Origin of the sequence: Scandinavium hiltneri, assembly GCF_024764835.1 — a bacterium.
GTDB classification, from domain to species: domain Bacteria; phylum Pseudomonadota; class Gammaproteobacteria; order Enterobacterales; family Enterobacteriaceae; genus Scandinavium; species Scandinavium hiltneri.
On the sequence record NZ_JALIGE010000076.1, the window covers coordinates 440,784 to 455,851 of the forward strand.

Genomic DNA, 15,068 nt, shown 5'->3' on the forward strand with positions numbered 1-15,068 from the left:
AGGCTTATCAGGCGTGGAGTTGTGAAGTATGCGGCTGGTCCAGTTGTCACGTCATTCTATAACCTTTCCGTCGCCGGAAGGTGCCCTGCGCGAGCCTAACGGTTTGCTCGCGCTGGGTGGCGATCTCAGCCCGGCGCGACTGCTGATGGCCTATCAGCGCGGTATCTTTCCCTGGTTTTCACCCGGCGACCCGATTTTATGGTGGTCGCCTGACCCTCGTGCCGTTTTGTGGCCTGACGCATTTCATGTCAGTCGCAGCATGAAACGGTTTCACAAATCGTCCCCTTTTCGTATCACGTTAAATCACGCTTTCGGCCAGGTGATTGAAGGTTGCGCCGCCGATCGCGATGAAGGCACGTGGATTACCGAAAGCATTGTGCTGGCCTACCATCGTCTGCATGAGCTGGGACACGCGCATTCGGTTGAGGTATGGCAGGGAAGCGAACTGGTTGGTGGTATGTATGGCGTAGCGCAAGGTGCGCTGTTCTGCGGCGAGTCGATGTTCAGCCGGGCGGAAAATGCCTCAAAAAGCGCACTGATGGTTTTCTCGCAGGCGTTTGCCGGTCAGGGCGGAAAGCTGATGGATTGTCAGGTGCTGAATAATCATACAGCATCGCTGGGGGCGATTGAAATTCCTCGCCGCGAGTACCTGGAACACCTCGCAGAATTACGCACGCAGCCCCTGCCAGGGCATTTTTGGGTCCCTCGCACGCTCTTTTTACCCACAGTGTAAATGTTTTCGGCACATTCATTGTCAAGGTGATATAATTGCCTCGGAAGTCGTTTCTGCCTGTTGCCCCGCCATCGTTTCAGGAATATCCCCTATACGTTTGCGCTCGTCATACGGTCTTTGTGTATGACAGACGGGTAATGCGCAAAAACGATCTCTTTTTACCCTGCACACCGGCATTAGGCCGAAAGATGACGGGTAAATCTTTACTTAATGGCTGAATTTCGGCATTATCTTGCCGGTTCAAAACTATGGTAGTGATACCCCCCGAGGACTAGATGGCCAAAGAAGACAATATTGAAATGCAGGGTACCGTTCTCGATACGTTACCTAACACCATGTTCCGCGTAGAGCTTGAAAACGGGCACGTGGTAACTGCGCATATCTCCGGTAAAATGCGTAAAAACTACATCCGCATTCTGACGGGCGACAAAGTGACTGTTGAGTTGACCCCGTACGACCTGAGCAAAGGCCGCATTGTCTTCCGTAGTCGCTAATCGCTAAACGGCCCGCTGGGCACGTTGATGCTGAAAGGTCGGGAATCCCCCGACCTTTTTCAATTCTGGCCGCTATTGCGCCTTATGCATGGCTTCCGGCCTACAAACCCCCTCCCATACCGCCACTACAATCAATATCGCTGCGATAAGCGCGCTGATCACCACCGGTACAGACCAGACTTGATGTTGTACAGCGCGAGGACAGTACCCGCAAAGGTTAAGTGATACAGTAAATAATGCGAGATCTGAGTGACCGCAAAACATAAATCAGGTCAAAGACCAGTTCAGGAAATGACACCGTCGCGTTGATTTTCTCACCTGCTTTAATACATTTTCCCATGCTGCCCCACTCTTTTTTTACCCTTAACTCTGGGGGCATTTTTAGCGTGTAACGTTGAAGCAAATAAAGCGTTAAGAGCGAAAGGAGTGATGAAAAATCTTGAGGATTTATTTACGGTCTGACTTGCTATCTTTCCCGAAAGCGACTGTTATTACAGATACCTATCTCTATTGCATCACGGGCTCACTATGCCTCGTCTTTCCGATTATCCGGCGCTGGTTTTTGTTGTTTGCCTGGTGTTGTTCTGGATAGCCAGCCGTATTTCACGCCTGCTCTATCACCGTTATCACGATAAAGAAACGGACACCGATAATTACGCCCTGTTATTGGGGACTGTGTTGAGCATTCTGGCGCTGATCATCGGCTTTACCTTTTCGATGGCGTCCAGCCGCTATGACATGCGCAAAAATTATGAGGAAGAAGAGGCGAATGCTATTGGCACCGAGTGGCTGCGTCTCGATTTACTGCCTGACGACCGCGCTGCTGCGGCTAAGATTCTGCTGCGGCAATATCTCGACCAGCGCATATTTTTTTACCACACCCGCAGTCAGACCGAGCTTGAGAAGATTAACCGCGACACTTCACTGTTGCAGGATAAGCTGTGGCTGATAGTCAGCCAACAGGCCAGAGCATCGCCAACGCCGGTGATGGCGATAATGACCAGCGGCATGAACGATGTGTTCAACACAACCGGCTACACCCAGGCGGCGTGGTGGAACCGCATCCCGCGTTCAGCCTGGCTGCTGCTGTTTGTGTTGGCGATGTTTTGTGTGGGAATGATTGAGTTTCGTAACTGTACGCAGAAGAAAGCGACCTTCCCGTGGTTGCTGCCGGTGGTGCTGTCGTTTGCGTTTGCCTTAATTGCCGATATCGACAGTCCACGCGGCGGGATCATTCGCATTCAGGCACAGAACCTGATAGCCCTCGCCGAGTCACTGCCTCCTGAAGCGAAGACGTAACGTTTGTTTCTGAGGTAATTAAAGTGATGCGGGAGGAACTGCTGGATAGCCTATTGTTTACTCTTAAGAAAAGAAATTTTTCCGTTAAATATCCTTTTTCTGTCTTATTTATAAATACATACAAAATCAACGGGTTATAAAGCACGCAACAAAAAGGGTTTGTAGGGTCGGGGATGAAAAACGGTCACAAGTGGAAGTAAAATTCGAGGTCGCGCGCCGGTAACCTGTCCCGGCGTGAATGCGAGGTTAAGCGGTTAGCGGCTGTGCGGAAACAAAACGCGGGGCTTTGAGTTCGTCGCACATATAGCAGACGAGATCGTGCAGCAGCCCGGCGATTGTTGCCGCCTCTGCTTCATCTTCCGCTTGCAGCAGCGAATAAGCCGTCACCCGGCAATATTCATACTGCGTATCGGAATCACCGAACAACCAGTTTGTCTCCTTCGGCAGCATCTCATCCACGGTCAGTTCAATAATGCGCAGATCGCTTAGTATCTCATCGAATGCCAGCCTCAGGGCATCAAGGTAGGCAATCAGGCAGCGACAAACCGGCTGATATTGCTCTACGGTTCTGCAGTCGAGAAGAATTTGTGCCAGCAGCTCGCAGCGCTCGGCAAGATCGATACTATCGGGATGCCCGACGGTGAGTTCGCTGTAAAGCTGGGGGATAATTTCGCGTGTATTTTCCATCAGTTATTGTCCTTAATAATTGCAGATTAGCTACCCACGCCAAATGGGTGGTGGACTGAACCGGTTGGCGTACCGACCACGCGAAAAAATCGGCGCTTCCGAAGAAGCTCCAGTTCAGCCCACCATTATTATGAACTCACGGAGTATATCCGCAGCAGATAAAAAAGGTGAACAAAACCAACAAGAAAACTCTGTCGTTTCTTTCACGTGGTTCAGGACGCCAATCCCGACACCTGATTTTGCAGGTGCATCGCCACGCTATCACTGTTTGTATATCCAGCAAGATCCACATTAAAATTCTGGAAAGATGCTCGCAAAATTTCGCTTAGGGAATAAAAAACACGCTTTTGGGCTATTCGGTTTCCCCATGTATTTGTTGCCCGATGGCGCTGACGCTTATCAGGCCTACAAAATCACTCCTTAAATCGTAGGCTCGGCAAGGTCGCGTTGGGTAACGTCTCAGCAACACGCTTCGGACGTAAAAAAACCGGGCTTACGCCCGGTTTCGTCATTTCAGTTATCACACCGACGGCTAGTGCGCTGCTTCCGGTTTACGTTTCTGCGCCGCCTGGAAGTCATAGGTCAACGCGTTGGCGTCAGTATCGAGCGCCACGGTGACCTGGCCGCCATCCACCAGCGAGCCAAACAGCAGTTCGTTGGCGAGCGGTTTCTTCAGGTTGTCCTGAATCACACGCACCATTGGACGCGCCCCCATTGCACGGTCGTAGCCTTTTTCCGCCAGCCAGTTGCGGGCTTCCTGACTCACTTCCAGCGACACGCCTTTCTGATCCAGCTGCACCTGCAGTTCAACAATGAACTTATCGACGACCTGATGGATAACATCCGTTGACAGGTGATCGAACCAGATGATGTTGTCCAGACGGTTACGGAATTCTGGCGTGAAGATTTTTTTGATCTCTTCCATCGCATCGGTGCTGTTATCCTGATGGATCAGGCCGATAGATTTACGCTCAGTTTCACGTACCCCGGCGTTGGTGGTCATCACCAGCACGACATTGCGGAAGTCTGCTTTGCGGCCGTTATTATCGGTCAGCGTGCCGTTGTCCATCACCTGCAACAGCAGGTTAAAGACATCCGGGTGCGCTTTTTCGATTTCATCCAGCAGCAGTACCGCGTGTGGATGCTTGATGACCGCGTCCGTCAGCAGACCGCCCTGATCAAAGCCCACGTAGCCCGGAGGCGCACCAATCAGGCGGCTCACCGTGTGGCGTTCCATGTATTCCGACATATCGAAACGCAGCAGCTCAATGCCGAGAGCCTTCGACAGCTGAACGGTCACTTCGGTTTTACCGACCCCGGTTGGCCCCGCGAACAGGAACGAACCAACCGGTTTGTGATCCTGGCCCAGTCCTGCACGGCTCATCTTGATGGCTTCGGTTAAGGCCTCAATGGCTTTATCCTGACCAAAGACCAGCATTTTCAGGCGATCGCCGAGGTTCTTCAGCGTGTCGCGGTCGCTCTGAGAAACGCTCTTCTCAGGGATACGCGCGATTCTGGCCACCACGGTTTCAATATCCGCAACGTTGATCGTTTTCTTGCGCTTGCTGATCGGCATCAGACGCGCACGCGCGCCCGCTTCGTCGATCACATCAATCGCTTTATCCGGCAAATGACGATCGTTAATGTATTTCACCGCCAGTTCCACCGCCGCACGCACCGCTTTCGCGGTATACCGCACGTCGTGGTGCGCTTCGTACTTCGGCTTCAGGCCGTTAATGATTTGAACGGTTTCTTCAACCGACGGCTCAGTGATATCAATTTTCTGGAAGCGACGTGCCAGCGCACGGTCTTTTTCGAAAATGTTGCTGAATTCCTGATATGTCGTGGAACCAATCACCCGAATTTTGCCGCTGGAAAGCAGCGGTTTAATCAGGTTCGCCGCATCAACCTGGCCGCCGGACGCCGCACCCGCACCGATAATGGTGTGGATCTCGTCGATAAACAGGATGCTGTTGGTATCCTGCTCCAGCTGTTTGAGCAGCGCTTTAAAGCGTTTTTCAAAATCGCCGCGATATTTGGTGCCCGCCAGCAGCGAGCCAATATCCAGCGAGTAAAGGGTGCAATCGGCAATCACTTCCGGCACGTCGCCCTGCACAATGCGCCAGGCAAGACCTTCCGCAATCGCGGTTTTACCGACGCCGGACTCACCGACCAGCAGCGGGTTATTTTTACGTCGACGGCACAGAACCTGTATGGCGCGCTCCAGCTCTTTATCGCGGCCAATCAGCGGGTCAATGCCGCCTACGCGAGCAAGCTGATTTAAATTGGTGGTGAAGTTTTCCATACGATCCTCCCCGCCTGCTTGCTCTTCAGTGTTCGGTTGGCTTCCGGAATCGGAAGACTGGCTCGGCTCGTCTTTACGGGTGCCGTGGGAGATGAAGTTCACCACATCGAGACGGCTCACTTCATGTTTGCGCAGCAGATAGGCCGCCTGGGACTCCTGCTCGCTGAAGATCGCGACCAGCACATTCGCACCGGTGACTTCGCTACGGCCGGACGATTGAACGTGGAATACGGCACGCTGTAATACGCGCTGGAAGCTGAGCGTCGGCTGAGTGTCGCGCTCTTCTTCGCTGGCTGGCAGTACCGGCGTGGTCTGTTCGATGAAGGCTTCGAGTTCCTGACGCAGCGCCACCAGATCCACGGAGCAGGCTTCCAGCGCTTCGCGGGCAGATGGGTTGCTGAGCAGAGCCAGCAACAGATGCTCGACGGTCATAAACTCATGACGGTGCTCGCGCGCTCTGGCGAAAGCCATATTTAAACTGAGTTCCAGTTCTTGATTGAGCATAGGCACCTCCCCCAATTTGAATGCCTGAAATCAGGCCTGTTCCAGCGTACACAACAACGGATGTTCGTTTTCCTTAGCGTACGTGTTCACCATCGCAACTTTGGTTTCGGCGACTTCGGCGGTAAACACGCCGCAAATCGCTTTCCCCTGATAGTGAACGGCGAGCATCAGTTGCGTTGCACGTTCTACATCATAAGAAAAGAATTTCTGTAACACGTCAATAACAAACTCCATTGGCGTGTAATCATCATTGAGCAATATCACTTTATACATCGACGGCGGCTGTAGCGCGTCGCGTACTTTGTCTTCTGCAAGCTGGTCAAAATCCAGCCAATCACGCGTCTTACCCATTGTCAGTGTTCATCTTTGGTTGCCGCTCCGGCAGGAAACATCCCGTCGGCTTCCCAGAGCGAGTTTATTTGAATCTATACCCCAATAATTCGAGGTGCATTGAGGCGGCAAGTCCGTAAATCCCCAGGAGCATAGATAACTATGTGACTGGGGTGAGCGGACGCCGCCAACGAAAATGCAGCTTGAAGTATGACGGGTATACAGTAAAGCGTAGATAACTATCCTCTATTACTGCCATTCGCCATTCCTGCTAAACGCGACTTTTGTCACATTCCTTGCAATAGCGTTAACTGCTTCAAATTTTGGTGCATTTTTCACCGAACTTCGCTATCTGCCGCTTGACGCGATGCCTGATTTATCTAAATTGTACAGGCGAGAGTTGGCGAGGTTTTGAACAGCCTGCCGATTTCACCACCGGTTCTTTCCATCTGAATATAAGATTCTCGAAGGATGTCGATGTATGGAAATGGGTACTGTTAAGTGGTTCAACAATGCAAAAGGGTTCGGTTTTATCTGCCCTGAAGGCGGCGGCGAAGATATCTTCGCGCATTACTCTACCATCCAGATGGATGGCTACAGAACGTTAAAAGCCGGACAAGCCGTTCGGTTTGATGTCCACCAGGGGCCAAAAGGCAATCACGCCAGCGTCATCGTTCCGGTCGAAGCTGAAATCGCCGCGGTTGCGTAGCCTTTAGCTCCATTGTGTACATGCTGCCCTCAAAATGCCAGTCTGTGTGACTGGCATTTTTTATACCCGCTATTCCCGCGCCAGAGCATCCACCGGATCAAGCCGGGCTGCATTTCGCGCCGGTAACCAGCCAAACAGCACGCCGGTCAGGGTAGAACAGATAAACGCCATAAGGAGTGCCAACGGGGAGAAACCGATACCCCAGTCGGGCAAAAACAGCTGCAAGGTAAAGGCGATAATCAGCGATAAACTGACGCCCAACGCGCCACCCACCAGACACACCAGTACTGCTTCAATCAAAAACTGTTGCAGGACATCACTGGCCCGCGCCCCCACCGCCATGCGGATCCCTATTTCACGGGTGCGTTCCGTCACCGACACCAGCATGATATTCATCACTCCGATGCCGCCCACCACCAGCGAAATTATCGCCACCAGCGTTAAGAACAACTGTAGTGTATGTGTGGTCCGCTCAGCCGTTTTCAAGATGCTGTCCATGTTCCAGGTGAAGAAATCTTTCTTCCCATGGCGCAGATTCAGTAAGCGCGTAAGCTGCAGGTCGGCCAGCGTGCTGTCATAGCCTTCGTTCACGCGGACCGTTATCGAATTCAGCCACGACTGGCCGATCACCCGCCCGGCCATCGTGGTGTACGGCAGCCAGACACGGAGAATTTTACTGCTGCCAAACATCCCCTGCTTTTCATCCGCCACGCCAATAATGGTGGCAGGCATATTGCCCACCAGAATGATTTCACCCACCACATTGGCTTTATTCGGAAACAGCTGGCGACGGGTATTACCGTCAAGCACCACCACCTGCGCCCGGCCGTTCAGCTGCACGTCATTGAAGGTATTCCCTTCGCTGAAGGTCATGCCGTAAACGTTAAAATACTGCGCGCCCACGCCTTCTACGCTGGCCGAAACGTCGGTATTGCCCACCCGTAAACGCAGGCTTTTCGACACCGCAGGCGTGGCAGAACTGACCCAGGATTGCTTCTGGATTGCCAGCAGATCGTCATATTTCAGCGCCTGCTGATATTGCGGATCGTCATCACCAAAATCTTTGCCGGGGTAAACATCAATGGTGTTGGTACCGATGGCGCGGATATCCGCCAGCACCATTTGCTTGGCGGCATCACCCACAACCACAATCGACACTACCGAGGTGATGCCGATAATGATCCCGAGCATCGTTAACAGGGTACGCATTTTATTGGCCGCTAACGCCCGCCATGCCATGGCCAGCGCCTCGCGAAAGCCGCTGATGAACTGTCGCCAGCCGGAAAGCTCACCGGCTGACGCGACGGTTGACGCACCTGAAAGCGCTATTTTTGCCGGCGGATCGCTAATGATTTCGCCGTCGCGAATTTCGATGATGCGCTCAGCCTGCGCCGCCACCGTCGGGTCGTGGGTGACAATAATCACCGTATGCCCCTGGGATTTGAGCTGATGCAGAATCGCCATCACCTCTTCGCCGGAATGGCTGTCGAGTGCCCCGGTCGGTTCATCGGCCAGAATCACCTGCCCGCCGTTCATCAGCGCGCGGGCGATACTCACGCGCTGCTGCTGGCCGCCGGAAAGCTGCGAGGGCTGATAATCAACGCGATCGCCCAGCCCCAGACGCTGCAACAGTTGCTGCGCCCGCTCAAGCCGCCGTTTGCGTTCGGTGCCCGCGTACACCGCGGGCACCTCCACGTTTTGCACCGCCGTCAGGTGCGACAGTAAATGATATCGCTGGAAGATAAAGCCAAAATGTTCACGACGCAGCCGCGCCAGCGCATCGCCGTCGAGCGTCGCGACGTCCGTGCCCGCCACGCGATAGGTGCCGCTGCTCGGCTTATCGAGGCAGCCGAGAATGTTCATCAGCGTCGATTTACCGGAGCCGGATGCGCCGACGATCGCCACCATTTCACCCGCATGAATGCTGAGCGTAATCCCTTTCAGGACCTCAACGCTCTGGTCGCCGGAAGGATAACTGCGACGAATATGGCTGAGCTCCAGCAGCGCCGTCATTTCGTCGCCCCAGGTTTGCCCTCGCCAGTAATGACTTCATCGCCCTCTTCCAGGCCTTTCACCACTTCCACATCGGTGTCATTCCGCGAACCCAGGGTGATTTCCCGCTCTTTGACTTCGCCATTACGCAGCAGGCGTACGTTGTAACGGTTGTCGCCCGTCGCATCGCCCAGCGCGGAAAGCGGAATACTCAACACATTAGTCACGCCTGAAAGTTGGATATGCACCTGGGCAGTCATTTCCAGACGCAGCACGCCTTTCGGGTTTGGCACTTCAAAACGCGCGTAATAGAAAATGGCGTCATTGACCTTTTCCGGAGTCGGCAGAATGTCTTTCAGCGTACCTTCGTATCGGGTTAGCGGATCGCCCAGCACCGTAAACCAGGCCTTCTGGCCCGGTTTGAGATGAATCACATCGGCCTCGGACACCTGGGCTTTCACCAGCATGGTGCGCAGATCGGCCAGGGTCAGAATATTGGGTGCCTGCTGGGCCGCGATCACAGTCTGGCCTTGCAGCGTAGTGATTTGCGTCACTTCGCCCGCCATTGGCGCCAAAATGCGGGTGTAGTCGAGGTTGGTTTTGGCGGTGTCCAGGGTCGCCTGATTGCGCTTGATTTGCGCATCAATGGTGCCAATCTGCGCCTCTTTTACCGCCACGTCCGTTGCGGTGGTATCCAAATCCTGCTGCGAAATAAGCTTTGTTTTGGCCAGTTGCTGGTTACGGGCGTAGGTCACCTGAGCCAGCTTACGTTCAGCCAGCGCCTGCAAGCGCTGCGCGCGCAGCTCCATCAGCGTCGCTTCCACCTCTTTGATTTGGTTTTGCGCCTGCTCAGGGTCGATTACCCCTAATAGCTGATCTTTCTTCACCTTGTCGCCAATCGCGACTGACAGCGTTTTCAACTGCCCGCTGACCTGCGCGCCGACGTCAACTTTACGCACCGCGTCGAGCTTACCGGTTGCCAGCACGCTCTGTTGCAGGTCACCCTTACGGACAATCAGCGTTTGATAGCTCGGCAACGGCGCATTCAGCGTCCGCCATAACCAGAACCCCGCCAGCAGCAGCACGACGGCGAGCACCAGGTGAATTTTTTTGCCCTTTCCCTTCAGCTTCATAAAAATCCTACGTGTTTATCTTCTGCCGTTGATTGTATCTAAACATTTCCTCAACGAAACCTCTCTTTTCTGGCTACGACCAGGCCGTTGCCTCTGCGTTGATAAACGTATTGATAAATTCGACTTTTCACTCCGGCAAGGTGTCCCGTATGTCACTCAACGCAGAACTTTCTTATTCAGAGCAACTGAACCCAAAAACTGGCTGGCAGCTGTTCAGGCTGTTGAGTAGTGGCCAACTGATGCCGGGTCTGGCCTGGAAAAATCCGGCCTATCGCCGCAAGTTTATGCTGCGTTCTTTGGCTACGCCATTCAGCACGGCCGCGTTGCTGTCACGTCTTGCACAACAACCGCAATTGCTGGATATGCTGCACGTCCAGCCGGGCCTGCCGTGTCGTTTGCACCGTCCGTGGCTGTCGATGAACATGTCGCGCCAGAATGCCACCTCGGCGCTGATGGCTCATTATCAGATAATGGCTCAGCATCTGCCGGTTCAGGTGATGAATGCCTGGCTCAGCCGACGGGGCGTGACACTTGCCACCCTCACCGGGCGCGACGAAAAGACGTTCAATATCCGTCTGCTTTCGGACGCGTTTCTCGATAAAGAAGGTGAAGCCACACTGGTGTTTACCGATGCAGAAAATACCGTGCTGGCAGAATTAACCTTTACGCTATGCCCATTTGACGGCAAGCGGACGCTGTATATTGGTGGAATGCAGGGTGCGAAATCACACGTGCCGCACGAGCTGATTCAGGCCGCAACCAAATCGTGTAACGGCCTGTTCCCAAAACGCCTGCTAGTCGAAGTCGCGATGACCCTTAGCCAGAAAATGAACGCGGAGGTGATTCGCGCGGTGAGCAACGAAACGCACATCTATCGCAGCGTGCGCTATCGTCGGAAAAAGCAGGACAAGCTGCATGCGGATTACAACAGCTTCTGGGAGTCGCTCGGCGGTAATGTAGACGATAACGGCGATTATTTGCTGCCGCTAACGATGCCACGTAAGCCGATGGAAGAGATTGCCAGCAAGAAGCGTTCGGAATACCGCCGTCGCTATGAATTGCTCGACGGCCTGCAGATGCAGACCGCCGGAGTGTGCCAGCGTTAATCTGCCCGCCCGCGTGCCAGCCACAGCACGCGGGAAAACATCTTGCGCAGCAGGCTCGGGACGGCTTCGACACCCCGCCGCCCGGCTTCCATTGCCACTTCTATCGCCAAATCCGGTTTTGATGAGCGGTGAATCGCTTTGATTATCACCCGCCGCATATTCATCGGCACGCCGTCCGGAATTTGCGCTACCCGGTGATACACGTCGTCAAACCCCTGACGGTACATGAAGTGTTCCATATCCAGCGCCGGAAGCGTAGTGAGATGATGCCGCTCAAGCTCCCGGTCGTTATTCAGCAAGCCGCGCACCGTGGCCGCATATTTCTTCCCCGCTTCGTCGCCGTCGACTAACACGTGCCATTCAATACCCATCCGCCGGGCAAATTTAATCAGTGGTTTGAGGCCTGACTGCGCGAATTCAATCACTTTAATCCCTTCGGCATCAAAGTGGTGCCCACACTGGCGCGCCAGTTCGTTGATAACCCAGGTTTCCGTTTCGCCTTCAACCAGCAGCCAGCAGCGCGAAAAGAGAGACGAGGCGCGATTAAAACGGATGTGAAACGCGATGCGCCGACCGTCTTCCGCGCTCAGGCCATCCGGCCCAAGACGCCAGGTGGCGACGCGCGAGGATTCACGCACCAGACGGCAGACGTGCTCCACCGGCGTCATCGACAGTAATTCACCGGAGTTGGTGGTCGTAATACGCTGGAGCGGTAACAGGTTCAGCAGATTCCATGCCACCGACAGCATGATCGGATGCAGCCGCGTTTCAGGATCTTCCACCAGCAGTAGCGGTCGCGCGTCTTTATCGAGCCGCACCGTGCCTTTGGCCTGGAGTAACGTGGAAAACAGCCCCAGCAGAATCACCCGATGGCTGCGCCCGCCCGGCTTGTCGATCATCCGGTTGATAATGTCGAGGTAGCGCCAGCTGCGTTGTTCGTCGTGGGAGCGGCGGCGCATCAGTCGGTGACGTGAATCGGTGGTGCCCTGCTCGGAAAAGTAATGTTCCAGTAATTGCACCATCGCCGACAGCCCCTGGCGAATCTGCCCATCAGACAAATTTTGCGGGCTGCTCACCAGTTCACGGGAGAGAAAATCGAGCTGTCGGGCGGTAATTTCGACGTCTGGCACATTGGGCACCGTACCGTTACGAATCCTGCGCATAAATCGGGCATCACGTAGACGCAGCACCGGCATCAGCCGCACCAGATGCCCTGCCCGGGCGTCAATATCGTGCAGCGGCAGCGCGTGCCCATCCCCATCGATAAAGCTGCGCAGGGTCATCACCGTGTCGTCTTCCGCCAGCTCGCCTTCGAGGCGATAGTGAATGCGCTGATAGCCATCGTGCGAAGGCACCCAACACGGCTCCAGCGGGCGATAGCGCCGCACGCGATGGCGACCAGGCTCCAACTCGCGGAACGTCAGAATAATATGCAGATGGTGTTCGCGTCCCTGAACGTCCCCAGGAGGAAACCAGAAATCGTCGCGGACGAAGTGATAAAGCTCAGACTCTGGCGATAACAATAAGGTCAGCGCATCCAGCAGGCTGGATTTACCCCAGGCGTTCTCACCGATTAATACGTTGTTCTGTTCCAGCATCAACGACAACCGGTTGATACCCCGAAAGCCCACAATCTCCACTCTTTCGAGAAGCATACGCCCTCCGCCTGAAAACTTCCCTTTCGTTAACAGCAGTATAGCGGCAGGGCTTGCGTGGTGATAGCCGGAGAAAAGTAATGTTATGACAAAAAATGTCCGTGACTTTTTCGCTACGAAACAAATAACCCCACAATTAATAATGGATCGCAATAAATTTAATTATAAACGAGATTCACATGGCGAAAATTAAACTATACTCAAATCAACTCAACCACGTACAAGGAATGACCAGACATTAACTTAAATCAATATTAGCGGCTTTATTTAACTGGTTAAGGGGTAGCGTTAGTTCTTAAAATAACGGTTCTTTAATTATGTCGTCTTCCCCTTGTGGCGATAAATAATGTCCGGTGCAGGAATAACTGACACCGTCACTGTTATTTTTTTTGAGGTGGTTATGTTTAGAAAACTGGCTGCAGAATGCTTTGGTACATTCTGGCTTGTATTTGGTGGTTGCGGTAGCGCCGTGCTGGCGGCAGGTTTCCCGGAATTAGGTATTGGTTTCGCGGGCGTTGCGCTGGCATTTGGTTTAACCGTACTGACGATGGCCTATGCTGTGGGCCATATTTCTGGTGGTCACTTCAACCCGGCAGTCACTTTAGGTCTGTGGGCTGGCGGTCGTTTCCCGACTAAAGATATTCTGGGCTATATCATTGCTCAGGTTATTGGCGGCATTATTGCAGCAGCGGTGCTTTATCTGGTTGCCAGCGGTAAAACCGGCTTTGACGCGGCGGCAAGTGGTTTCGCCTCTAACGGTTATGGCGAACATTCACCGGGTGGCTATTCCATGCTGTCCGCTATCGTGATTGAAATCGTCCTGACCTGTGGCTTCCTGCTGGTGATTCATGGTGCAACGGATAAACGTGCACCGGCTGGTTTTGCGCCAATCGCTATCGGCCTGGCACTGACCCTGATCCACCTGATCAGCATCCCGGTAACCAACACCTCTGTTAACCCGGCGCGTAGCACCGCGGTTGCTATCTTCCAGGGTGGTTGGGCACTGCAGCAGCTGTGGCTGTTCTGGGTAATGCCAATCATCGGCGGTATCCTCGGCGGCGTGCTGTACCGCACCCTGCTGGAAAAACGCGACTAATTCGCGACTGCGTTCCCTGAAGGCCCGGCATTGCCGGGCCTTTTCTTTTTTTGGCAGCTTTACTCCCTCCCGCTCTTTCGGTAGTGTCAGGTGCGCTTTTTACACACAAAAGGACCGTGCCGTTCATGTTTTCGGGATTGCTTATTATTTTTGTGCCGCTGGTGGCGGGTTACCTCATCCCCCTGCGCCATCGTCATGCCCTGCAGTGGATTAATCGTCTGCTGAGCTGGATTGTTTACGTTATTCTCTATTTCATGGGCATCAGCCTGGCGTTTCTGGATAATCTGGCCAGTAATCTGCTTGCCATATTTCATTATTCTGCCGTCAGCATTGTGGTTATTCTGCTGTGCAATATTATTGCCCTGCTGTGGCTCGAACGCACCCTTCCCTGGCGCCACAACCATCAACAGGAAAAATTGCCCTCACGTATTGCAATGGCAATGGAATCATTACAGCTGTGCGGCGTGGTATTACTGGGCTTTCTCTTGGGTCTCACCGGGTGGCCCATTTTGCATCACGCCACTGAAGCCAGCGAATATACCCTGATCTTCCTTTTATTCCTGATTGGCATTCAGCTTCGCAATAATGGAATGACTCTTAAGCAGATTGTACTTAATCGCCGGGGAATGATGGTCGCGGTGGTGGTGGTCCTGAGTTCACTGGCAGGCGGCGTGATTAATGCCCTTATTCTTGGCCTGCCGATAAAAACCGGTCTGGCAATGGCGTCGGGCTTCGGCTGGTATTCGCTGTCCGGCATTCTGCTGACCGAATCATACGGCCCGGTCATTGGCAGCGCCGCCTTCTTTAACGACCTGGCGCGCGAGCTTATCGCCATTATGCTTATTCCCGGCCTGGTATTACGACACCGTTCGACGGCGCTCGGGCTGTGCGGCGCGACGTCGATGGACTTTACGCTGCCGGTATTACAACGCTCCGGCGGCCTGGAAATTGTACCTGCGGCTATCGTTCACGGCTTTATTCTGAGCCTGCTGGTTCCGCTGCTGATGGCGCTTTTCTCCGCGTAA

Annotated in this window: 13 protein-coding genes; 7 read left to right on the forward strand and 6 right to left on the reverse strand. The window is 53.8% G+C overall.

The genetic code is table 11. The annotated features are described in order from the left end of the window. Window positions 1-28: 28 nt before the first annotated feature. The 3 genes from aat (at window position 29) to MUU47_RS19585 (ending at window position 2,526) form a co-directional block, all read left to right on the forward strand. Window positions 29-733 carry a leucyl/phenylalanyl-tRNA--protein transferase gene (gene aat / locus MUU47_RS19575; protein WP_258989824.1) on the forward strand — a complete coding sequence of 235 codons (705 nt, stop codon included), beginning with the start codon at window positions 29-31 and terminating at the stop codon, window positions 731-733. A 275-nt stretch (window positions 734-1,008) separates the two neighbouring features. After that, window positions 1,009-1,227 (forward strand): translation initiation factor IF-1, encoded by a 219-nt coding sequence (gene infA / locus MUU47_RS19580; RefSeq protein WP_002211347.1) that lies wholly within the window; start codon window positions 1,009-1,011, stop codon window positions 1,225-1,227. A gap of 528 nt (window positions 1,228-1,755) precedes the next feature. After that, the gene (locus MUU47_RS19585) at window positions 1,756-2,526 is read left to right on the forward strand and encodes a bestrophin-like domain (RefSeq protein WP_258989826.1); all 771 of its coding nucleotides are present in this window, start codon (window positions 1,756-1,758) and stop codon (window positions 2,524-2,526) included. A 246-nt stretch (window positions 2,527-2,772) separates the two neighbouring features. Here the strand turns inward: MUU47_RS19585 and MUU47_RS19590 are convergent, their stop codons facing one another. The 3 genes from MUU47_RS19590 to clpS form a co-directional block, all read right to left on the reverse strand. Beyond that, window positions 2,773-3,213 (reverse strand): hypothetical protein, encoded by a 441-nt coding sequence (locus tag MUU47_RS19590; RefSeq protein WP_258989827.1) that lies wholly within the window; start codon window positions 3,211-3,213, stop codon window positions 2,773-2,775. A gap of 532 nt (window positions 3,214-3,745) precedes the next feature. Further along, window positions 3,746-6,022, reverse strand: coding sequence for an ATP-dependent Clp protease ATP-binding subunit ClpA (clpA, locus tag MUU47_RS19595; RefSeq protein ID WP_159773374.1), 2,277 nt, complete (start codon window positions 6,020-6,022; stop codon window positions 3,746-3,748). A gap of 30 nt (window positions 6,023-6,052) precedes the next feature. Beyond that, complete coding sequence (gene clpS, locus MUU47_RS19600; protein WP_159753810.1) at window positions 6,053-6,373, reverse strand: ATP-dependent Clp protease adapter ClpS; 321 nt, start codon at window positions 6,371-6,373, stop codon at window positions 6,053-6,055. Window positions 6,374-6,833: 460 nt separating this feature from the next. Between clpS and cspD the strand changes: the two genes are divergently transcribed. Next, window positions 6,834-7,061, forward strand: coding sequence for a cold shock-like protein CspD (cspD, locus tag MUU47_RS19605; protein ID WP_159773376.1), 228 nt, complete (start codon window positions 6,834-6,836; stop codon window positions 7,059-7,061). Between the two features lie 69 nt (window positions 7,062-7,130). Here the strand turns inward: cspD and macB are convergent, their stop codons facing one another. Beyond that, the gene (gene macB, locus MUU47_RS19610) at window positions 7,131-9,074 is read right to left on the reverse strand and encodes a macrolide ABC transporter ATP-binding protein/permease MacB (RefSeq protein WP_258989829.1); all 1,944 of its coding nucleotides are present in this window, start codon (window positions 9,072-9,074) and stop codon (window positions 7,131-7,133) included. Further along, window positions 9,071-10,186, reverse strand: a complete 1,116-nt coding sequence (gene macA, locus MUU47_RS19615; protein WP_258989831.1) for a macrolide transporter subunit MacA — start codon at window positions 10,184-10,186, stop codon at window positions 9,071-9,073. Before macA ends, macB begins: the two co-directional genes overlap by 4 nt. 149 nt (window positions 10,187-10,335) lie before the next feature. Here macA and MUU47_RS19620 point away from each other — a divergent pair, with 149 nt between their 5' ends. After that, entirely contained in the window at window positions 10,336-11,292 is a 957-nt protein-coding gene (locus MUU47_RS19620; protein ID WP_258989832.1) for a VirK/YbjX family protein, read from the forward strand. Here MUU47_RS19620 and MUU47_RS19625 read toward each other — a convergent pair. Beyond that, window positions 11,289-12,947, reverse strand: a complete 1,659-nt coding sequence (locus MUU47_RS19625; protein ID WP_258989833.1) for an ATP-dependent endonuclease — start codon at window positions 12,945-12,947, stop codon at window positions 11,289-11,291. The two genes, MUU47_RS19620 and MUU47_RS19625, sit on opposite strands and share 4 nt — an antisense overlap. A 400-nt stretch (window positions 12,948-13,347) precedes the next feature. On the opposite strand from MUU47_RS19625, the gene aqpZ reads away from it, so the two are divergent. Both aqpZ and MUU47_RS19635 read left to right on the forward strand, forming a co-directional pair. Further along, the gene (gene aqpZ / locus MUU47_RS19630; protein WP_258989835.1) at window positions 13,348-14,043 is read left to right on the forward strand and encodes an aquaporin Z; all 696 of its coding nucleotides are present in this window, start codon (window positions 13,348-13,350) and stop codon (window positions 14,041-14,043) included. Between the two features lie 125 nt (window positions 14,044-14,168). Beyond that, window positions 14,169-15,068, forward strand: a complete 900-nt coding sequence (locus tag MUU47_RS19635; RefSeq protein ID WP_258989836.1) for a LysO family transporter — start codon at window positions 14,169-14,171, stop codon at window positions 15,066-15,068.